The organism is Comamonas thiooxydans (genome assembly GCF_002157685.2).
GTDB lineage: Bacteria > Pseudomonadota > Gammaproteobacteria > Burkholderiales > Burkholderiaceae_C > Comamonas > Comamonas testosteroni_H.
Window position 1 is genome coordinate 5,625,568 of record NZ_AP026738.1, and the last position, 20,660, is coordinate 5,646,227.

Consider the following 20,660-nt stretch of genomic DNA (forward strand, 5'->3'; position numbering starts at 1 on the left):
CGTGCCGGATTCAAGTCCTGCCGAATCGCTGGCGCCACACCCTTGTTCCAGGGCCGGTTCACAGGCTGCCGGGCGGTATCCGCATGTTTCGCCAGCCATACCTTCGACAAGCGCTGCTGCTCCTTGATCGGCAACCTGGTCAACGACAGCCACTATGGCGATCCGCGCAATGTGATGCTCAAGCTGCGCGGCAGCTTCTGAATGCCGCAGACGTGAAAAAGGCCGCTTTGCAGCGGCCTTTGCCTTTCGCACAGCCTGGCACAGGCCTACATGCCGCGCGCCCAGAAGATGGCAACCACGGCGATCACCGGCACCACATGGCCCTGCCACATCACCCATTTCCGAGTCTGCTTGATTTCCTCGGGCGCTGGCAGCTGACCGCTCGCATCCAGCGTCTTCTTCCAGCGGCGGAAGGTCAGCGTGGGCTTGAGCGAGAGCAAAAAGGCGATGACGAACAACGTCATCTTGAGATGGAACAGCGGCGAGGCCGTATAGGCTCCCATGCCTTTGACGCCCCAGAGCAGGCGCGCAATGCCGGTCAGCAGCAGGACGATGGCCGCAATGCCGTAAATCATGTCCAGCCTGGCCAGACGCTGCACCACGGCGGCATTCATCCACTCCACACGGCACAGGGCGGCCTGGCTGGTCAGAAACACCACCAGGGTCAGGATCGCCAGCAGATGGGCGCTGGCAAGAACAGCTTCAAAGGTCATGGCTTCACAGTAGAAAAAAGGACGGGTTCAGCGGCCTGTATCAGGCCACGGCGACCGGTCCATTGTCTACCGTTTCAGGCCCGCTCAGAGATCCACGCCGAGACGAAAGAAGTCCGGCTGGTTGTAGTGGTGCTTGAGGTAGTCGATCCACATGCGCACGCGCAGCGGCATGTGCTTGCGCTGGGGGAAAACCACGAAGATGCCGTTGGGCGGCGCAGCAAACTCCTCCAGCACGGGCACGAGACGGCCGGCGGCGATCTCGGCCTCCACCTCCCAGGTGCTGCGCCAGGCAATGCCCCAGCCCCCCAGGCACCAGTCGTGCAGTACCTGTCCATCGGAGCAGTCCAGCGGGCCACCCGGCTTGAAGTGCACGACCTCGCTGGTGCCGCTTTCGGGATGCGGTATGCGGAAGGCCCAGCCCCGCGTCTGCGAGGCGTCGGACGACAGCGTCAGGCAGTCATGCTGGGTCAGCTCGCTGGGATGCTTGGGCGTGCCACGGCGCTCCAGATAGCCGGGCGTGGCCACGCACAGGCGGCGGTTGTCGGCAATGCGCACGCTGACCAGGGCCGAGTCCGGCAGATCCCCCACGCGCACCGCGCAATCGAAGCCCTCGCCCGCCAGATCGACCACGCGGTCGCTGAGGTTCAGCGAGATGGTGACATCGGGATGCAGGTCGCGGAAACGCGGCACCAGCGGCGCCACATGGCGGCGCCCGAAACCGGCAGGCGCCGTGATGCGCAGATGGCCCGTGGCCTTGACTCCGCCGGCCGACACGCTGGCCTCGGCATTGCACACATCCGAGAGCAGGCGCTGGCAATCCTCGAGGAAGGCGCTGCCTTCATGCGTCAGCGAGATGCGGCGCGTGGTGCGCACCATGAGCTTGACGCCCAGATGCTCTTCCAGAGCGTCCAGACGGCGCCCCATGATGGCGGGCGCCACACCTTCGGCCTTGGCGGCAGCCGTCAAGCTGCCCCTGGTCGCTACCGATACAAAAGACTCAAATGCCTTGAGTTTGTCCATGACCGCTGCTCCTGTCTGGTCCGTGTTGTCTCCTGCTGCGGTAGCGTGCACTATTAATACAAGAGCACATACCGCACAAGCAGTCTTGATTTCTCAAATGTTTTTATCGAAAGTTCTTTAAACAAGAGCGCTGACTGCTATCACTACAAAAGTCATCAATCAGCGCTGCATGCCTGTCCCGCATGCGACTTCATTGCGATATATCTTACTTAGAAGTCACAAGTTGACAGCGAATCTTTGATGTTTATATATGTTTATATCAAAATTTACCGTATTCCCTGAGGCGGGAATATCGCTTATTCGCCAGCGCCATGAGCTTGAGGGCACCGTCAGGCGTTAAACCTATGATTTGCAAAACACATTTACAAATCCGCTGCCGCCCGCCGTCATGAGCTCTTCACCCGTTTCTGCCGCCCATCTGGTCGATCTGCTGGGCCGCTCCGGCCAGGGCTGTGCGCTCTGGAATGCCGAAGGGCTGCTGCTCATGGCCACTCCTGCCTGGTGCCAATGGCTGAATGTGCCCGAAGGCGCAAGCCCCATCGGCCAGCCGTTGCAGGATCTGCTGCCTGCCCAGATCTGGCAAGTCCACGGCCCGCGCTTTACCGCCGCCGCCCGGGGCTTGCACCAGGAATATGACGACATACGGCCCGGTGACTCCGGTTCGCAGCACCACCGCCGCATACAGCTCACGCCCGGCGCAGCCGATGCCCGGGGCCGGCACGAGGTGCTGATGCAGCTCAGCGACATAGGACGCGAATATGCGCGTGGCGAAGTCATTGCACGCCAGCGCGAGCAGTTGCAGGCCTTGCACGAGCAACTGCGCAGCAGCCGCCAGGACGCGGGCGAGCTCGACAGGCTGCGTACCCTGCTGGACTGGCGCACGGCCATGCTGAGCGAACACAACGAGATGCTGCAACTGCTCTCCCATGAAATCCGCCAGCCGCTGAACAATGCCTCGGCTGCCATGCAGGCCACGCTCAAGGCCATCGAAGATCTGCATCTGGCCGATGCCGCGCCCGCCGCCAGGGCCTTGCTGCGCGCCGAGCATGTGCTGCAGCAGGTGATAGGCACACTGGACAACACCCTGACCGCCGGGACGATTTTGGCCGTGGGCGGCAAGGCCGGAGCCTCCAGCGAGACCGATCTGCCGACGTTGATCAAGCTGGTGCTGCACGATATTGCGGCCGACCTGCGCCCGCGCATCGACGTGCAATGGCTGACCACGGCACGCACCGTACAACTGCATCCGGCGCTGATGCGGCTGACGCTTCGCAATCTGCTCAACAACGCCCTGGCCTATGCGCCCGCAGACACCCGGGTGCAGCTGCGCATCTCCGAATCCGACGAACCACTGGCGCTGATTCTGGAAGTCATGGACCAGGGCCCCGGCATTTCCGAGGAGCTGCTCCCGCGTCTGTTCGAAAAAGGCTCGCGCGGCAACCACAGCCACAGCCGCCCGGGCGCCGGCCTGGGCCTGTTCATCGTGCATTCGGTCTTGCAGTTGCACCAAGGTACAGTACAAGCTCTGCCGCACAGCCCGCATGGCACGATCATGCGCCTGGTCATTCCCCAAGGTCTTGCCGAATGAGGTCCGCCGCCCATGCTGCCTGCCACTCTTGCCCTAGTCGACGACGACACCGAGTACTGTGAATTTCTGGCCCAGCATCTGTGCGCCCAGGGCGTGGACGTCACGGCATACAGCGACAGCAGCGACCTGCTGGCCGACGACGCCCCCTATCGATTTGATTTCTATGTACTGGACCTGATGCTGCCCGGGGTGGCCGGCACCGAGCTGCTGCGCATCATCCGCAAGCGCAGCCAGGCCGGCGTGCTGATTGTCTCGGGGCGCCTGGGACCCGAAGTGTTTGCCGAGGTCATCAACGCCGGTGCAGATATGTATCTGACCAAGCCCGTGACCTTCGAGCAGGTGGAACTGGCCGTGCGCGCCGTGCACCGGCGCATCATGACCACGGCCCGGACGGCCACGGCCTGGAAGCTGGACAGCCGCCGCAGCCTGCTGACCGCCCCCGACGGCCAAAGCGTGGAGCTGGGCGCCACGGACCTGATGCTGATGGAGTGCTTTTTGCAGGCCCGGGGCGAAACCGTCAGCCGCGACCATATCCGCAGCCTGCTGACCCATACCAGCGCAGCCGAGTCCGACAACAACCTGCACGCCACCATCTACCGCCTGCGGCGCCGCATCGAAAAGGCGACGCCCGTGGCCGTGCCGCTGCAGTCCCAGCAGAAAGTGGGTTACCAGTTCCGCGCACCCTTGATCGCGGCCTGATCAATCCGGCGCGGCGCGGAAAACAAGAACGGGCCTCCAGGCCCGTTGCGTGTCTTCAGACCGGCTCAATCACATGACGAACTTGGACTCCACATCCGAGACCTTGCGCCTGGCCAGGGCCAGGTTGGCACGGCCGTTGTCCAGCACGTAGTAGATGAAGATGCCGTTGATCTTCTCGGCAGGGCGCAGGATGTGATACTGCTTGCCCAGGGTGATCAGAATGTCTTCGATGCTGTCGTTCAGACCCAGGGACTTCATGGTCTTCATCTTGGCGCGCACCACTTCGGTATTGCCCGCCGCGGCCAGTTCAAGATCCACGCCGGAACCTATGCTGCCCAGCAGCATGCCGCTGTTGTAATCCACCACTGCCGCGCACATGGCGCCATCCAGGGTCATCAGATCTTGCAGGCTTTCGTTCAGATTCGCCATCAGGAGCTCCTTGGTAAAGATTGGCTGGCCGATATCGGAAGATGCTCAATTTGTTTCAAGATTAACAAATCATTTCTGAGCGCGGATATCGACTTATGACAGACAAAGCCTTGTCATTTGATGGCAGGCACTTACTTCAAAAGCCAAGATAAGACGCGTAAGAACACCGTCCAATCTGCCGCCAGCTCAGACCTGGCAAGTGATTGAAGCTATTGCTTCGGAAGAGACCTCGCGCAGCCTCCTCCAGTCTCTGCCATCCATTGCTGAACCGGTCACCGCAGCAGCCGCCGCGCATACCGGTCAGAACTGACGAACTCTGGCGCCTTTGGTACGTAAAACGCATAAACCCCAGAGACTCCATATAAAAACATCATGAGTTTTGAACTATTTAGGCTATTTATGTACTCAAAAAATTCAAATACAGTCTCCATACATGCTGCCCATGATGGGCAACGACTCCTGAATCCTGAGACATCACAACCAGAGGTTTCCAATGACTGATCGCACCCAAGTCCACGGCCTGCAAGTCGCCACCGAGCTGTACAACTTTGTGAACACGCAAGTGCTGCCTGGCACGGGCGTGGACCAGGACACCTACTGGAAGGGCTTCGACGCCATCGTGGCCGATCTGGCGCCCAAGAATGCAGCCCTGCTGGCCGAACGCGATCGCCTGCAGACACAGCTCGATACCTGGCACAAGGCCAACCCCGGCCCCATCACCGACATGGTGGCTTACCGCAAGTTTCTGACGACCATCGGCTATCTGGTCGAGTCGCCCAAGAACGCCAAGGCCACGACCGAGAACGTGGATGCCGAGCTGGCCATCCAGGCCGGCCCCCAGCTGGTGGTGCCCATTCTGAACGCCCGCTACGCGCTGAACGCCGCCAACGCCCGCTGGGGCTCGCTGTATGACGCGCTGTATGGCACGGACGCCATCAGCGAAGAAGGCGGCGCCGAGAAAGGCAAGGGCTACAACCCCGTGCGCGGCGCCAAGGTCATCGAGTTCGCACGCAACTTCCTGGATCAGGCCGTGCCCCTGGCGTCCGGCTCGCACAAGGATTCCACCGGCTACGCCATCGAAGGCGGCAAGCTGGTTGTGTCCCTGAAGGACGGCAGCAAGACCGGCCTGAAGGACGATGCCAAGTTCATCGGCTACCAGGGCGATGCTGCAGCTCCCAAATCGGTGCTGCTCAAGAACAACGGCATCCACATCGACATCATCGTCAACAAGTCCACCCCCATTGGCAGCACTGACGCCGCCGGCGTGGCCGACGTGGTGGTCGAAGCCGCTCTGTCCACCATTCTGGATCTGGAAGACTCCGTGGCCGCCGTGGATGCAGAAGACAAGGTCAACGGCTACGCCAACTGGCTGGGCATTCTCAAGGGCACCCTGACCGAATCCTTTGAAAAGGGCGGCAAGACCGTGACCCGCGGCCTGAACCCCGACCGCGAATACACCGGCGCCGACGGCAAGCCCGTGAAGCTGCATGGCCGCTCGCTGATGTTCGTGCGCAATGTGGGCCATCTGATGACCAACCCCGCCGTGCTGTGGGGCCCCGAGCAGCAGGAAATCCCCGAAGGCATCATGGACGCGCTGGTGACCACCGCCATCGCCATTCACGACCTGAAGGGCGGCGCCAACGGCATCCGCAATAGCCGCACAGGCAGCGTCTACATCGTCAAGCCCAAGATGCACGGCCCCGCCGAAGCCGCTTTCGCGAACGAATTGTTTGGCCGTGTTGAAAAGGTTCTGGGTCTGCCCGAGAACACCGTCAAGCTGGGCATCATGGACGAAGAGCGTCGCACTTCGGTCAACCTGAAGGCCGCTATCGCTGCTGCCCCCGCACGCGTGGCCTTCATCAACACCGGCTTCCTGGACCGCACCGGCGATGAAATGCACACCGCCATGCATGCCGGCCCCATGGTCCGCAAGGCCGACATGAAGACCTGCGCCTGGCTGCCCGCCTATGAAAAGAACAACGTGCTGGTCGGCCTGAACATGGGCCTGCGCGGCCGCGCCCAGATCGGCAAGGGCATGTGGGCCATGCCCGACCTGATGAAGGCCATGCTGGAGCAGAAGATTGCCCAGCCCAAGGCCGGTGCCAACACCGCCTGGGTGCCCTCGCCCACCGGCGCCACCCTGCACGCCCTGCACTATCACCAGATCAATGTGGCCGACGTGCAAAAGGGTCTGGAAAGCCCCAACGCCGACGCCGAGTGCGACGAGCTGTTGAACGCCATCCTGCAAGTGCCCGTGTCCACCAACCCCAACTGGAGCGATGCGGAAAAGCAGCAGGAAGTGGACAACAACGTGCAAGGCATCCTGGGCTATGTGGTGCGCTGGATCGACCAGGGCGTGGGCTGCTCCAAGGTGCCCGACATCCACAACGTGGGCCTGATGGAAGACCGCGCCACGCTGCGCATCTCCAGCCAGCACATCGCCAACTGGCTGCAGCACGGCATCGTCACCGAAGCCATGGTGCGCGACAGCTATGCCCGCATGGCCAAGATCGTGGACGAGCAGAACGCCGGCGACGCCGCCTACAAGAGCCTGGTGGCCAACCCCGATGGCGCGGCCTACCAGGCCGCTCTGGACCTGGTGTTCAAGGGCAAGGAACAGCCTTCGGGCTACACCGAACCCCTGCTGCACGCCTGGCGCCTGAAGGTCAAGGCCGGCGCCTGATTGTTGCCCGGCAAGGTCGCTCCTGAACAAGGAGCGGCCTCTGCCTGATATCAATGGATCTGGAAGGTATTTCTGCCTGATCCTATTGATTCAAGCGCGCAGGCAACTATCCAAAAATGCACTCCATGTCAGTACATCGAGTGCATTTTTCTTGGCCTTCCCACTAGCGCTGCGGTATGGCTTCTACACTGCTGCCATGCCCATCGTTCCCCTCATAGACGCCAGCCGCTGCCCTCTGTGCGGCCAGCCCAACCAGTGCGCCATCAGCGCCGGCCTGCCGCCGCAGAGCTGCTGGTGCATGCAGACCCCGGTTTCCCGGGACGCGCTGGAGCGGCTGCCCGCAGACGCACGCGGCAAGGCCTGCATCTGCCCCGCCTGCGCGCGGCCGGTTGCCGACGATTCCACCCCCGCCTGATCCTGCATTCACCGCCTTGCAGCTCGGGCACCCCACCACAGCAAGGAGACCTTGATGCCCACCTATCGCATTGAACTGTTTGAAGGCCGCAGCGTTGAACAAAAGCGCAAGCTGGCCGAAGAAATCACCCGCGTGACCACCGAGGTGCTGGGCAGCGCCCCCGAGTCCGTGGACATCATCATCACCGACGTGCCGCGCCACAACTGGGCCACCGGCGGCAAGCTCTGGTCGGAGCAAAGCTGACCGGCCTGCATGGCGCGGCCGGAGCCGTCCCTGGACGGCTCTTGAGCCGCCCGGCCTTATGATGGGCCTCTTTTCCCAACCCCAAGCCAGCAAGGAAACCTGCACATGCCCACCTACCATGTCGAAATGATGGAAGGCCGTACCGTCGAACAAAAGCGCAAGCTGGTCGAAGAAATCACCCGCGTCAGCGTTGAAGTGCTGGGCGGCTCGCCCGAATCGGTGGACATCATCATCACCGACATCAAGCGTCACGACTGGGCCACCGGCGGCAAGCTCTGGCTGGACCGCGAATAGGCCATCGCCGCCCTCTTGCGCAAAGCAGCTTAGGCTGCTTTTTTCATGCCGGCCCGAGAGCGGTTGACGATCTCTGCCATACAGCACCATCATTGACGAGATCGTCCATAGATTCTTGGGCTATAAAGCCTTTTTGCTTGAAAGATATGACGAAGCCATGTGCCAGCTGCTTGGAATGAACTGCAACACGCCTACCGATGTGCGCTTTAGCTTCTCAGGCTTCACACAGCGCGCAGGCAACACCGGCGACCACACCGACGGCTGGGGCATCGCCTTCTTCGAAGACAAGGGCCTGCGCCACTTTGTCGATCACGAACGCGCCGTCGACTCCCAGATCGCCAAGCTCATTCGCGAATACCCGATCAAGAGCACCAACGTCATCGCCCATATCCGCAAGGCCACCCAGGGCGTGGTCAGCTTGCAGAACTGCCACCCCTTCGTGCGCGAGCTCTGGGGCCGCAACTGGGTCTTCGCGCACAACGGCGATCTCAAGAACTTCGCCCCCAAGCTGCATGCCCACTTCCAGCCCATTGGCAACACGGACAGCGAGCAGGCCTTCTGCTGGATCATGCAGGAGCTGTGGAAGTCCCATGCCGGCGTGCCCAGCATCGAAGAGCTGACCCACACCCTGCGCGAGCTGGCCGCCAAGATTGCACCGCACGGCACGTTCAACTTCCTGCTCTCCAACGGCGAAGCGCTCTGGGCCCATGCCACGACCCACCTCTGCTATATCGAACGTAGACATCCCTTCACCCAGGCGCAGCTGTCCGACGAAGATCTCAGCGTGGATTTCTCCCGCGAAACCACTCCCCAGGACAAGGTGGCCATCATCGTCACCGCCCCTCTGACACAGAACGAGCAGTGGACCCCTTTCCAGAACGGCGAGCTGCGCGTGTTTGTGCATGGGCAGGCGGCACCTTATTGAAGTGCGCCAGGCCGGCTTTTTATGGGTTTCCGGTATTTTTACAGCAGTAATACTTTGACAACCTGCGGCAAGCGCTCCTTATTTCGAAGCACTCAATAAAAAACCCCGTAATCTTTCGACTACGGGGTTTTCACTGTAAGAGCCTGACGATGACCTACTTTCACACGGGAACCCGCACTATCATCGGCGCAAAGTCGTTTCACTGTCCTGTTCGGGATGGGAAGGAGTGGTACCAACTTGCTATGGTCATCAGGCATAAACTTTTTGTCAGATTGACGGCGCCTCGATTAACTTCTTAATCTCGCTCACCTTCAGTCCAACGAATTCATAGAGTCTTCAATCAGCTTTTCGATTGCGCCTTTTCGGCATAACTAGAACTTACGTTCTGTCTTTTGTTTTTCCAGGCTTACCCAAAGTTATAGGGTCAAGCCGCACGGGCAATTAGTACTGGTTAGCTTAACGCATTACTGCGCTTCCACACCCAGCCTATCAACGTCGTGGTCTACAACGACCCTTCAGGGGGCTCAAGGCCCCGGCAGATCTCATCTTGAAACGAGTTTCCCGCTTAGATGCTTTCAGCGGTTATCTCTTCCACACTTAGCTACCCTGCGATGCCACTGGCGTGACAACAGGTACACCAGAGGTGTGTCCACTCCGGTCCTCTCGTACTAGGAGCAGGCTTCCTCAAATCTGCAGCGCCCACGGAAGATAGGGACCAAACTGTCTCACGACGTTTTAAACCCAGCTCACGTACCTCTTTAAATGGCGAACAGCCATACCCTTGGGACCGACTACAGCCCCAGGATGAGATGAGCCGACATCGAGGTGCCAAACACCGCCGTCGATATGAACTCTTGGGCGGTATCAGCCTGTTATCCCCAGAGTACCTTTTATCCGTTGAGCGATGGCCCTTCCATACAGAACCACCGGATCACTATGTCCTGCTTTCGCATCTGCTCGACTTGTCAGTCTCGCAGTTAAGCACGCTTATGCCATTGCACTATCGTCACGATGTCCGACCGTAACTAGCGTACCTTCGAACTCCTCCGTTACGCTTTGGGAGGAGACCGCCCCAGTCAAACTGCCTACCATGCACTGTCCCCGATCCAGATAATGGATCCAGGTTAGAACCTCAAACGCACCAGGGTGGTATTTCAACGTCGGCTCCATGCGATCTAGCGACCGCACTTCAAAGCCTCCCACCTATCCTACACAGATCCGTTCAAAGTCCAATACAAAGCTACAGTAAAGGTTCATGGGGTCTTTCCGTCTTTCCGCGGGGAGATTGCATCATCACAAACATTTCAACTTCGCTGAGTCTCAGGAGGAGACAGTGTGGCCATCGTTACGCCATTCGTGCAGGTCGGAACTTACCCGACAAGGAATTTCGCTACCTTAGGACCGTTATAGTTACGGCCGCCGTTTACTGGGACTTCAATCAAGAGCTTGCACCCCATCATTTAATCTTCCAGCACCGGGCAGGCGTCACACCCTATACGTCCACTTTCGTGTTTGCAGAGTGCTGTGTTTTTATTAAACAGTCGCAGCCACCAATTTTTTGCAACCCCTTTGAGCTCCGTTTGTACAACTTCACTTACTTGGGGTACACCTTCTCCCGAAGTTACGGTGTCAATTTGCCGAGTTCCTTCTCCTGAGTTCTCTCAAGCGCCTTAGAATACTCATCTCGCGCACCAGTGTCGGTTTGCGGTACGGTCGTCAATAGCTGAAGCTTAGTGGCTTTTCCTGGAAGCAGGGTATCACTCACTTCGTCTGCAAGCAGACTCGTTATCACCCCTCATCTAAGCCTGGCGGATTTGCCTACCAGGCACGACTACAGGCTTGAACCAACATATCCAACAGTTGGCTGAGCTAACCTTCTCCGTCCCCACATCGCACTATTGATCGGTACAGGAATATTGACCTGTTTCCCATCAGCTACGCATCTCTGCCTCGCCTTAGGGGCCGACTCACCCTACGCCGATGAACGTTGCGTAGGAAACCTTGCGCTTACGGCGAGGGGGCTTTTCACCCCCTTTAACGCTACTCATGTCAGCATTCGCACTTCTGATACCTCCAGCATCCGTTACCAGACACCTTCACAGGCTTACAGAACGCTCTCCTACCACTTGCAATAAATTGCAAATCCGCAGCTTCGGTAACTGGCTTAGCCCCGTTACATCTTCCGCGCAGGACGACTCGATCAGTGAGCTATTACGCTTTCTTTAAATGATGGCTGCTTCTAAGCCAACATCCTGACTGTTTTAGCCTTCCCACTTCGTTTCCCACTTAGCCCGTTTTAGGGACCTTAGCTGGCGGTCTGGGTTGTTTCCCTCTTGAGTCCGGACGTTAGCACCCGGTGCTCTGTCTCCCAAGCTGTACTCGTCGGTATTCGGAGTTTGCATAGGTTTGGTAAGTCGCCATGACCCCCTAGCCTAAACAGTGCTCTACCCCCGACGGTAATACTTGAGGCACTACCTAAATAGTTTTCGGAGAGAACCAGCTATTTCCAAGTTTGTTTAGCCTTTCACCCCTATCCACAGCTCATCCCCTAATTTTGCAACATTAGTGGGTTCGGACCTCCAGTACCTGTTACGGCACCTTCATCCTGGCCATGGATAGATCACTTGGTTTCGGGTCTACACCCAGCGACTAGTCGCCCTATTCGGACTCGATTTCTCTTCGCCTCCCCTATTCGGTTAAGCTTGCCACTGAATGTAAGTCGCTGACCCATTATACAAAAGGTACGCCGTCACCCCTAAGGGCTCCGACTTTTTGTAAGCATACGGTTTCAGGATCTATTTCACTCCCCTCCCGGGGTTCTTTTCGCCTTTCCCTCACGGTACTGGTTCACTATCGGTCGATGATGAGTATTTAGCCTTGGAGGATGGTCCCCCCATATTCAGACAGGGTTTCTCGTGCCCCGCCCTACTTGTCTGCAGCCTAGTACCACCGATCGGTTTTCACATACGGGACTATCACCCACTATGGTCGGCCTTTCCATGCCGTTTTGTTAACTGATCGACTATCACTGCAAGGCTCTTCCGAATTCGCTCGCCACTACTATCGGAATCTCGGTTGATGTCTTTTCCTCTGGGTACTTAGATGTTTCAGTTCTCCAGGTTCGCTTCGTGCACCTATGTATTCAGTGCACGATACCTCTTGCGAGGTGGGTTCCCCCATTCAGAAATCTCCGGATCAAAGCTTATTTGCCAGCTCCCCGAAGCTTATCGCAGGCTATCACGTCTTTCGTCGCCTATCATCGCCAAGGCATCCACCATATGCTCTTAGTCACTTGACCCTATAACTTTGGACTCTCTTAGCGAGAATCAAAGCCTGGTGTTCAAAGACTGGTGAGGTCTTGCACCTCACGCGTTATGCCGTAATGTGAATATCTTTGGCTGCATCTTTCAATGCAGCTTAGAGAATATTCGTCATTACTAGATAAATTTGCATTCGCAAAATATCTGTTTTGACGCAATCAAAATGTTGCTGGCGGCACGGTGCACAAACCTTGGTTTGCGCTTTCCACCAGCAACGCTGATTTCGACTCTATGAATTTTTAAAGAACAGCCAATTGATCGACGTTTCGATCAATACAAAAGCAGTCTTTGCAAGACTGCTTTTGTATTGGGAAGCCTTCGATTATAGCACCATTAGCGCTATCATTTTTGGTGGAGGATGACGGGATCGAACCGACGACCCCCTGCTTGCAAAGCAGGTGCTCTCCCAGCTGAGCTAATCCCCCGGGATCCTCTGACCAGATATTGGAATCTTGGTGGGTCTAGTTGGGCTCGAACCAACGACCCCTGCGTTATCAACACAGTGCTCTAACCAGCTGAGCTACAGACCCATTCCATGCAACCCGCTGTTACTCAGCAGGCCACCTGGCTTGTTCCAACAACCGATAAGTGTGGACGTTCAATTTGAAGCAGCATTTTTCCAGAAAGGAGGTGATCCAGCCGCACCTTCCGATACGGCTACCTTGTTACGACTTCACCCCAGTCACGAACCCCGCCGTGGTAAGCGCCCTCCTTACGGTTAGGCTACCTACTTCTGGCGAGACCCGCTCCCATGGTGTGACGGGCGGTGTGTACAAGACCCGGGAACGTATTCACCGTGACATTCTGATCCACGATTACTAGCGATTCCGACTTCACGCAGTCGAGTTGCAGACTGCGATCCGGACTACGACTGGCTTTATGGGATTAGCTCCCCCTCGCGGGTTGGCAACCCTTTGTACCAGCCATTGTATGACGTGTGTAGCCCCACCTATAAGGGCCATGAGGACTTGACGTCATCCCCACCTTCCTCCGGTTTGTCACCGGCAGTCCCATTAGAGTGCTCAACTGAATGTAGCAACTAATGGCAAGGGTTGCGCTCGTTGCGGGACTTAACCCAACATCTCACGACACGAGCTGACGACAGCCATGCAGCACCTGTGTGCAGGTTCTCTTTCGAGCACCAAACCATCTCTGGTAAGTTCCTGCCATGTCAAAGGTGGGTAAGGTTTTTCGCGTTGCATCGAATTAAACCACATCATCCACCGCTTGTGCGGGTCCCCGTCAATTCCTTTGAGTTTCAACCTTGCGGCCGTACTCCCCAGGCGGTCAACTTCACGCGTTAGCTTCGTTACTGAGTCAGTTAAGACCCAACAACCAGTTGACATCGTTTAGGGCGTGGACTACCAGGGTATCTAATCCTGTTTGCTCCCCACGCTTTCGTGCATGAGCGTCAGTGCAGGCCCAGGGGATTGCCTTCGCCATCGGTGTTCCTCCGCATATCTACGCATTTCACTGCTACACGCGGAATTCCATCCCCCTCTGCCGCACTCTAGCCTTGCAGTCACAATGGCAGTTCCCAGGTTGAGCCCGGGGATTTCACCACTGTCTTACAAAACCGCCTGCGCACGCTTTACGCCCAGTAATTCCGATTAACGCTTGCACCCTACGTATTACCGCGGCTGCTGGCACGTAGTTAGCCGGTGCTTATTCTTACGGTACCGTCATGACCCGGGGATATTAGCCCCAGGCTTTTCGTTCCGTACAAAAGCAGTTTACAACCCGAGGGCCTTCATCCTGCACGCGGCATTGCTGGATCAGGCTTTCGCCCATTGTCCAAAATTCCCCACTGCTGCCTCCCGTAGGAGTCTGGGCCGTGTCTCAGTCCCAGTGTGGCTGGTCGTCCTCTCAGACCAGCTACAGATCGCAGGCTTGGTAAGCCTTTACCCCACCAACTACCTAATCTGCCATCAGCCGCTCTAGTAGCACAAGGCCCGAAGGTCCCCTGCTTTCATCCGTAGATCTCATGCGGTATTAGCTACTCTTTCGAGTAGTTATCCCCCACTACTAGGCACGTTCCGATGTATTACTCACCCGTTCGCCACTCGTCAGCATCCGAAGACCTGTTACCGTTCGACTTGCATGTGTAAAGCATGCCGCCAGCGTTCAATCTGAGCCAGGATCAAACTCTATAGTTCGATCTTGAATTTAAAGTCTTTCGACTGCTCACTCACTTGACGGAATCAAGAAGAATAAATTCTTCCTCATTACTGTTTTTGTGAGCGTTTGATAACTCCGAAGAGTTTTGTTCCGAAGAACTGGCTGCTTGCCCTCAAACGCCCACGCTTATCGGCTGTATTTTTTTAAGGAACCGAGTGCAAAATCAGAAATCCTGATCTTGAATCTCGTTGCTTGCTGCGATCAGCGAAGCCTTCTATTGTAGCACTGTTTTCACAGCACTTTTAAAACGTTTTTGCGTTTTCTTCTCACCCCTCAGCACAAGGAGGGAGAAGAAAACGCCTGGCGTGAGCCAGGCGTTTTGGCGTAAGAGCCTGACGATGACCTACTTTCACACGGGAACCCGCACTATCATCGGCGCAAAGTCGTTTCACTGTCCTGTTCGGGATGGGAAGGAGTGGTACCAACTTGCTATGGTCATCAGGCATAAACTTTTTGTCAGATTGACGGCGCCTCGATTAACTTCTTAATCTCGCTCACCTTCAGTCCAACGAATTCATAGAGTCTTCAATCAGCTTTTCGATTGCGCCTTTTCGGCATAACTAGAACTTACGTTCTGTCTTTTGTTTTTCCAGGCTTACCCAAAGTTATAGGGTCAAGCCGCACGGGCAATTAGTACTGGTTAGCTTAACGCATTACTGCGCTTCCACACCCAGCCTATCAACGTCGTGGTCTACAACGACCCTTCAGGGGGCTCAAGGCCCCGGCAGATCTCATCTTGAAACGAGTTTCCCGCTTAGATGCTTTCAGCGGTTATCTCTTCCACACTTAGCTACCCTGCGATGCCACTGGCGTGACAACAGGTACACCAGAGGTGTGTCCACTCCGGTCCTCTCGTACTAGGAGCAGGCTTCCTCAAATCTGCAGCGCCCACGGAAGATAGGGACCAAACTGTCTCACGACGTTTTAAACCCAGCTCACGTACCTCTTTAAATGGCGAACAGCCATACCCTTGGGACCGACTACAGCCCCAGGATGAGATGAGCCGACATCGAGGTGCCAAACACCGCCGTCGATATGAACTCTTGGGCGGTATCAGCCTGTTATCCCCAGAGTACCTTTTATCCGTTGAGCGATGGCCCTTCCATACAGAACCACCGGATCACTATGTCCTGCTTTCGCATCTGCTCGACTTGTCAGTCTCGCAGTTAAGCACGCTTATGCCATTGCACTATCGTCACGATGTCCGACCGTAACTAGCGTACCTTCGAACTCCTCCGTTACGCTTTGGGAGGAGACCGCCCCAGTCAAACTGCCTACCATGCACTGTCCCCGATCCAGATAATGGATCCAGGTTAGAACCTCAAACGCACCAGGGTGGTATTTCAACGTCGGCTCCATGCGATCTAGCGACCGCACTTCAAAGCCTCCCACCTATCCTACACAGATCCGTTCAAAGTCCAATACAAAGCTACAGTAAAGGTTCATGGGGTCTTTCCGTCTTTCCGCGGGGAGATTGCATCATCACAAACATTTCAACTTCGCTGAGTCTCAGGAGGAGACAGTGTGGCCATCGTTACGCCATTCGTGCAGGTCGGAACTTACCCGACAAGGAATTTCGCTACCTTAGGACCGTTATAGTTACGGCCGCCGTTTACTGGGACTTCAATCAAGAGCTTGCACCCCATCATTTAATCTTCCAGCACCGGGCAGGCGTCACACCCTATACGTCCACTTTCGTGTTTGCAGAGTGCTGTGTTTTTATTAAACAGTCGCAGCCACCAATTTTTTGCAACCCCTTTGAGCTCCGTTTGTACAACTTCACTTACTTGGGGTACACCTTCTCCCGAAGTTACGGTGTCAATTTGCCGAGTTCCTTCTCCTGAGTTCTCTCAAGCGCCTTAGAATACTCATCTCGCGCACCAGTGTCGGTTTGCGGTACGGTCGTCAATAGCTGAAGCTTAGTGGCTTTTCCTGGAAGCAGGGTATCACTCACTTCGTCTGCAAGCAGACTCGTTATCACCCCTCATCTAAGCCTGGCGGATTTGCCTACCAGGCACGACTACAGGCTTGAACCAACATATCCAACAGTTGGCTGAGCTAACCTTCTCCGTCCCCACATCGCACTATTGATCGGTACAGGAATATTGACCTGTTTCCCATCAGCTACGCATCTCTGCCTCGCCTTAGGGGCCGACTCACCCTACGCCGATGAACGTTGCGTAGGAAACCTTGCGCTTACGGCGAGGGGGCTTTTCACCCCCTTTAACGCTACTCATGTCAGCATTCGCACTTCTGATACCTCCAGCATCCGTTACCAGACACCTTCACAGGCTTACAGAACGCTCTCCTACCACTTGCAATAAATTGCAAATCCGCAGCTTCGGTAACTGGCTTAGCCCCGTTACATCTTCCGCGCAGGACGACTCGATCAGTGAGCTATTACGCTTTCTTTAAATGATGGCTGCTTCTAAGCCAACATCCTGACTGTTTTAGCCTTCCCACTTCGTTTCCCACTTAGCCCGTTTTAGGGACCTTAGCTGGCGGTCTGGGTTGTTTCCCTCTTGAGTCCGGACGTTAGCACCCGGTGCTCTGTCTCCCAAGCTGTACTCGTCGGTATTCGGAGTTTGCATAGGTTTGGTAAGTCGCCATGACCCCCTAGCCTAAACAGTGCTCTACCCCCGACGGTAATACTTGAGGCACTACCTAAATAGTTTTCGGAGAGAACCAGCTATTTCCAAGTTTGTTTAGCCTTTCACCCCTATCCACAGCTCATCCCCTAATTTTGCAACATTAGTGGGTTCGGACCTCCAGTACCTGTTACGGCACCTTCATCCTGGCCATGGATAGATCACTTGGTTTCGGGTCTACACCCAGCGACTAGTCGCCCTATTCGGACTCGATTTCTCTTCGCCTCCCCTATTCGGTTAAGCTTGCCACTGAATGTAAGTCGCTGACCCATTATACAAAAGGTACGCCGTCACCCCTAAGGGCTCCGACTTTTTGTAAGCATACGGTTTCAGGATCTATTTCACTCCCCTCCCGGGGTTCTTTTCGCCTTTCCCTCACGGTACTGGTTCACTATCGGTCGATGATGAGTATTTAGCCTTGGAGGATGGTCCCCCCATATTCAGACAGGGTTTCTCGTGCCCCGCCCTACTTGTCTGCAGCCTAGTACCACCGATCGGTTTTCACATACGGGACTATCACCCACTATGGTCGGCCTTTCCATGCCGTTTTGTTAACTGATCGACTATCACTGCAAGGCTCTTCCGAATTCGCTCGCCACTACTATCGGAATCTCGGTTGATGTCTTTTCCTCTGGGTACTTAGATGTTTCAGTTCTCCAGGTTCGCTTCGTGCACCTATGTATTCAGTGCACGATACCTCTTGCGAGGTGGGTTCCCCCATTCAGAAATCTCCGGATCAAAGCTTATTTGCCAGCTCCCCGAAGCTTATCGCAGGCTATCACGTCTTTCGTCGCCTATCATCGCCAAGGCATCCACCATATGCTCTTAGTCACTTGACCCTATAACTTTGGACTCTCTTAGCGAGAATCAAAGCTTGGTGTTCAAAGACTGGTGAGGTCTTGCACCTCACGCGTTATGCCGTAATGTGAATATCTTTGGCTGCATCTTTCAATGCAGCTTAGAGAATATTCGTCATTACTAGATAAATTTGCATTCGCAAAATATCTGTTTTGACGCAATCAAAATGTTGCTGGCGGCACGGTGCACAAACCTTGGTTTGCGCTTTCCACCAGCAACGCTGATTTCGACTCTATGAATTTTTAAAGAACAGCCAATTGATCGACGTTTCGATCAATACAAAAGCAGTCTTTGCAAGACTGCTTTTGTATTGGGAAGCCTTCGATTATAGCACCATTAGCGCTATCATTTTTGGTGGAGGATGACGGGATCGAACCGACGACCCCCTGCTTGCAAAGCAGGTGCTCTCCCAGCTGAGCTAATCCCCCGGGATCCTCTGACCAGATATTGGAATCTTGGTGGGTCTAGTTGGGCTCGAACCAACGACCCCTGCGTTATCAACACAGTGCTCTAACCAGCTGAGCTACAGACCCATTCCATGCAACCCGCTGTTACTCAGCAGGCCACCTGGCTTGTTCCAACAACCGATAAGTGTGGACGTTCAATTTGAAGCAGCATTTTTCCAGAAAGGAGGTGATCCAGCCGCACCTTCCGATACGGCTACCTTGTTACGACTTCACCCCAGTCACGAACCCCGCCGTGGTAAGCGCCCTCCTTGCGGTTAGGCTACCTACTTCTGGCGAGACCCGCTCCCATGGTGTGACGGGCGGTGTGTACAAGACCCGGGAACGTATTCACCGTGACATTCTGATCCACGATTACTAGCGATTCCGACTTCACGCAGTCGAGTTGCAGACTGCGATCCGGACTACGACTGGCTTTATGGGATTAGCTCCCCCTCGCGGGTTGGCAACCCTTTGTACCAGCCATTGTATGACGTGTGTAGCCCCACCTATAAGGGCCATGAGGACTTGACGTCATCCCCACCTTCCTCCGGTTTGTCACCGGCAGTCCCATTAGAGTGCTCAACTGAATGTAGCAACTAATGGCAAGGGTTGCGCTCGTTGCGGGACTTAACCCAACATCTCACGACACGAGCTGACGACAGCCATGCAGCACCTGTGTGCAGGTTCTCTTTCGAGCACCAAACCATCTCTGGTAAGTTCCTGCCATGTCAAAGGTGGGTAAGGTTTTTCGCGTTGCATCGAATTAAACCACATCATCCACCGCTTGTGCGGGTCCCCGTCAATTCCTTTGAGTTTCAACCTTGCGGCCGTACTCCCCAGGCGGTCAACTTCACGCGTTAGCTTCGTTACTGAGTCAGTTAAGACCCAACAACCAGTTGACATCGTTTAGGGCGTGGACTACCAGGGTATCTAATCCTGTTTGCTCCCCACGCTTTCGTGCATGAGCGTCAGTGCAGGCCCAGGGGATTGCCTTCGCCATCGGTGTTCCTCCGCATATCTACGCATTTCACTGCTACACGCGGAATTCCATCCCCCTCTGCCGCACTCTAGCCTTGCAGTCACAATGGCAGTTCCCAGGTTGAGCCCGGGGATTTCACCACTGTCTTACAAAACCGCCTGCGCACGCTTTACGCCCAGTAATTCCGATTAACGCTTGCACCCTACGTATTACCGCGGCTGCTGGCACGTAGTTAGCCGGTGCTTATTCTTACGGTACCGTCATGACCCGGGGATATTAGCCCCAGGCTTTTCGTTCCGTACAAAAGCAGTTTACAACCCGAGGGCCTTCATCCTGCACGCGGCATTGCTGGATCAGGCTTTCGCCCATTGTCCAAAATTCCCCACTGCTGCCTCCCGTAGGAGTCTGGGCCGTGTCTCAGTCCCAGTGTGGCTGGTCGTCCTCTCAGACCAGCTACAGATCGCAGGCTTGGTAAGCCTTTACCCCACCAACTACCTAATCTGCCATCAGCCGCTCTAGTAGCACAAGGCCCGAAGGTCCCCTGCTTTCATCCGTAGATCTCATGCGGTATTAGCTACTCTTTCGAGTAGTTATCCCCCACTACTAGGCACGTTCCGATGTATTACTCACCCGTTCGCCACTCGTCAGCATCCGAAGACCTGTTACCGTTCGACTTGCATGTGTAAAGCATGCCGCCAGCGTTCAATCTGAGCCAGGATCAAACTCTATAGTTCGATCTTGAATTTAAAGTCTTTCGACTGCTCACTCACTTGACGGAATCAAGAAGAATAAATTCTTCCTCATTACTGTTTTTGTGAGCGTTTGATAACTCCGAAGAGTTTTGTTCCGAAGAACTGGCTGCTTGCCCTCAAACGCCCACGCTTATCGGCTGTATTTTTTTAAGGAACCGAGTGCAAAATCAAAAATCCCGATCTTGAATCTCGTTGCTTGCTGCGATCAGCGAAGCCTTCTATTGTAGCACTGTTTTCACAGTACTTTTAAAACGTTTTTGCGTTTTCTTCTCACCCCTCAGCACAAGGAGGGAGAAGAAAACGCCTGGCGTGAGCCAGGCGTTTTGGCGTAAGAGCCTGACGATGACCTACTTTCACACGGGAACCCGCACTATCATCGGCGCAAAGTCGTTTCACTGTCCTGTTCGGGATGGGAAGGAGTGGTACCAACTTGCTATGGTCATCAGGCATAAACTTTTTGTCAGATTGAC

At 55.7% G+C, this 20,660-nt stretch carries 11 protein-coding genes, 4 tRNA genes and 7 rRNA genes; 8 read left to right on the forward strand and 14 right to left on the reverse strand.

Going from position 1 to position 20,660, the window contains the following annotated elements; translation table 11 throughout:
* Positions 1 to 42: 42 nt before the first annotated feature.
* The gene (locus CTR2_RS26200) at positions 43 to 201 is read left to right on the forward strand and encodes a hypothetical protein (RefSeq protein ID WP_176391559.1); all 159 of its coding nucleotides are present in this window, start codon (positions 43 to 45) and stop codon (positions 199 to 201) included.
* Between the two features lie 65 nt (positions 202 to 266).
* On the opposite strand, the gene CTR2_RS26205 is transcribed toward CTR2_RS26200, so the two are convergent.
* Positions 267 to 713 carry a DUF2214 family protein gene (locus CTR2_RS26205; RefSeq protein ID WP_087079791.1) on the reverse strand — a complete coding sequence of 149 codons (447 nt, stop codon included), beginning with the start codon at positions 711 to 713 and terminating at the stop codon, positions 267 to 269.
* A gap of 84 nt (positions 714 to 797) precedes the next feature.
* Positions 798 to 1,733: a LysR family transcriptional regulator gene (locus tag CTR2_RS26210; protein ID WP_003060536.1), complete on the reverse strand. Its 936-nt coding sequence runs from the start codon at positions 1,731 to 1,733 to the stop codon at positions 798 to 800.
* 388 nt (positions 1,734 to 2,121) lie between these two features.
* Here CTR2_RS26210 and CTR2_RS26215 point away from each other — a divergent pair, with 388 nt between their 5' ends.
* Together CTR2_RS26215 and CTR2_RS26220 are read left to right on the forward strand one after the other, a co-directional pair.
* On the forward strand, positions 2,122 to 3,321 hold the full coding sequence (locus tag CTR2_RS26215) for a sensor histidine kinase (RefSeq protein ID WP_087079789.1): 1,200 nt from the start codon (positions 2,122 to 2,124) through the stop codon (positions 3,319 to 3,321).
* Between the two features lie 12 nt (positions 3,322 to 3,333).
* Positions 3,334 to 4,020, forward strand: coding sequence for a response regulator transcription factor (locus CTR2_RS26220; RefSeq protein WP_087079787.1), 687 nt, complete (start codon positions 3,334 to 3,336; stop codon positions 4,018 to 4,020).
* Positions 4,021 to 4,089: 69 nt separating this feature from the next.
* Here the strand turns inward: CTR2_RS26220 and CTR2_RS26225 are convergent, their stop codons facing one another.
* Positions 4,090 to 4,449 carry a hypothetical protein gene (locus CTR2_RS26225; protein WP_003068180.1) on the reverse strand — a complete coding sequence of 120 codons (360 nt, stop codon included), beginning with the start codon at positions 4,447 to 4,449 and terminating at the stop codon, positions 4,090 to 4,092.
* A gap of 493 nt (positions 4,450 to 4,942) precedes the next feature.
* On the opposite strand from CTR2_RS26225, the gene CTR2_RS26230 reads away from it, so the two are divergent.
* The 5 genes from CTR2_RS26230 to CTR2_RS26250 all read left to right on the forward strand — a co-directional run bounded on the left by CTR2_RS26230 (position 4,943) and on the right by CTR2_RS26250 (position 9,009).
* A complete protein-coding gene (locus CTR2_RS26230) occupies positions 4,943 to 7,132 on the forward strand; it encodes a malate synthase G (RefSeq protein WP_087079785.1) in 2,190 nt (729 codons plus the stop codon).
* A gap of 196 nt (positions 7,133 to 7,328) precedes the next feature.
* Positions 7,329 to 7,547 carry a cysteine-rich CWC family protein gene (locus CTR2_RS26235; RefSeq protein ID WP_087084399.1) on the forward strand — a complete coding sequence of 73 codons (219 nt, stop codon included), beginning with the start codon at positions 7,329 to 7,331 and terminating at the stop codon, positions 7,545 to 7,547.
* 54 nt (positions 7,548 to 7,601) lie between these two features.
* Positions 7,602 to 7,790 carry a 4-oxalocrotonate tautomerase gene (locus CTR2_RS26240; RefSeq protein ID WP_003060526.1) on the forward strand — a complete coding sequence of 63 codons (189 nt, stop codon included), beginning with the start codon at positions 7,602 to 7,604 and terminating at the stop codon, positions 7,788 to 7,790.
* A gap of 105 nt (positions 7,791 to 7,895) precedes the next feature.
* Positions 7,896 to 8,084, forward strand: coding sequence for a 4-oxalocrotonate tautomerase (locus CTR2_RS26245; RefSeq protein WP_003060524.1), 189 nt, complete (start codon positions 7,896 to 7,898; stop codon positions 8,082 to 8,084).
* A 157-nt stretch (positions 8,085 to 8,241) separates the two neighbouring features.
* Positions 8,242 to 9,009 carry a class II glutamine amidotransferase gene (locus CTR2_RS26250; protein WP_034355257.1) on the forward strand — a complete coding sequence of 256 codons (768 nt, stop codon included), beginning with the start codon at positions 8,242 to 8,244 and terminating at the stop codon, positions 9,007 to 9,009.
* Positions 9,010 to 9,150: 141 nt separating this feature from the next.
* On the opposite strand, the gene rrf (CTR2_RS26255) is transcribed toward CTR2_RS26250, so the two are convergent.
* The 11 genes from rrf (CTR2_RS26255) to rrf (CTR2_RS26305) form a co-directional block, all read right to left on the reverse strand.
* Positions 9,151 to 9,263, reverse strand: a 5S ribosomal RNA gene (gene rrf / locus CTR2_RS26255).
* Between the two features lie 166 nt (positions 9,264 to 9,429).
* Positions 9,430 to 12,307: ribosomal RNA gene (locus CTR2_RS26260) — 23S ribosomal RNA — on the reverse strand.
* Positions 12,308 to 12,678: 371 nt separating this feature from the next.
* Positions 12,679 to 12,754: transfer RNA gene (locus tag CTR2_RS26265), tRNA-Ala, on the reverse strand.
* 28 nt (positions 12,755 to 12,782) lie between these two features.
* Positions 12,783 to 12,859: transfer RNA gene (locus tag CTR2_RS26270), tRNA-Ile, on the reverse strand.
* Between the two features lie 93 nt (positions 12,860 to 12,952).
* Positions 12,953 to 14,485 (reverse strand): 16S ribosomal RNA (locus CTR2_RS26275).
* Positions 14,486 to 14,837: 352 nt separating this feature from the next.
* Positions 14,838 to 14,950: ribosomal RNA gene (rrf, locus tag CTR2_RS26280) — 5S ribosomal RNA — on the reverse strand.
* A gap of 166 nt (positions 14,951 to 15,116) precedes the next feature.
* Positions 15,117 to 17,994, reverse strand: a 23S ribosomal RNA gene (locus CTR2_RS26285).
* Positions 17,995 to 18,365: 371 nt separating this feature from the next.
* Positions 18,366 to 18,441: transfer RNA gene (locus tag CTR2_RS26290), tRNA-Ala, on the reverse strand.
* Between the two features lie 28 nt (positions 18,442 to 18,469).
* Positions 18,470 to 18,546 (reverse strand) — tRNA-Ile (locus CTR2_RS26295).
* 93 nt (positions 18,547 to 18,639) lie between these two features.
* Positions 18,640 to 20,172 (reverse strand): 16S ribosomal RNA (locus CTR2_RS26300).
* A gap of 352 nt (positions 20,173 to 20,524) precedes the next feature.
* Positions 20,525 to 20,637: ribosomal RNA gene (gene rrf / locus CTR2_RS26305) — 5S ribosomal RNA — on the reverse strand.
* Together the 16S, 23S and 5S rRNA genes with 4 tRNA genes alongside form the textbook arrangement of a ribosomal RNA operon.
* Positions 20,638 to 20,660 lie beyond the last annotated feature (23 nt).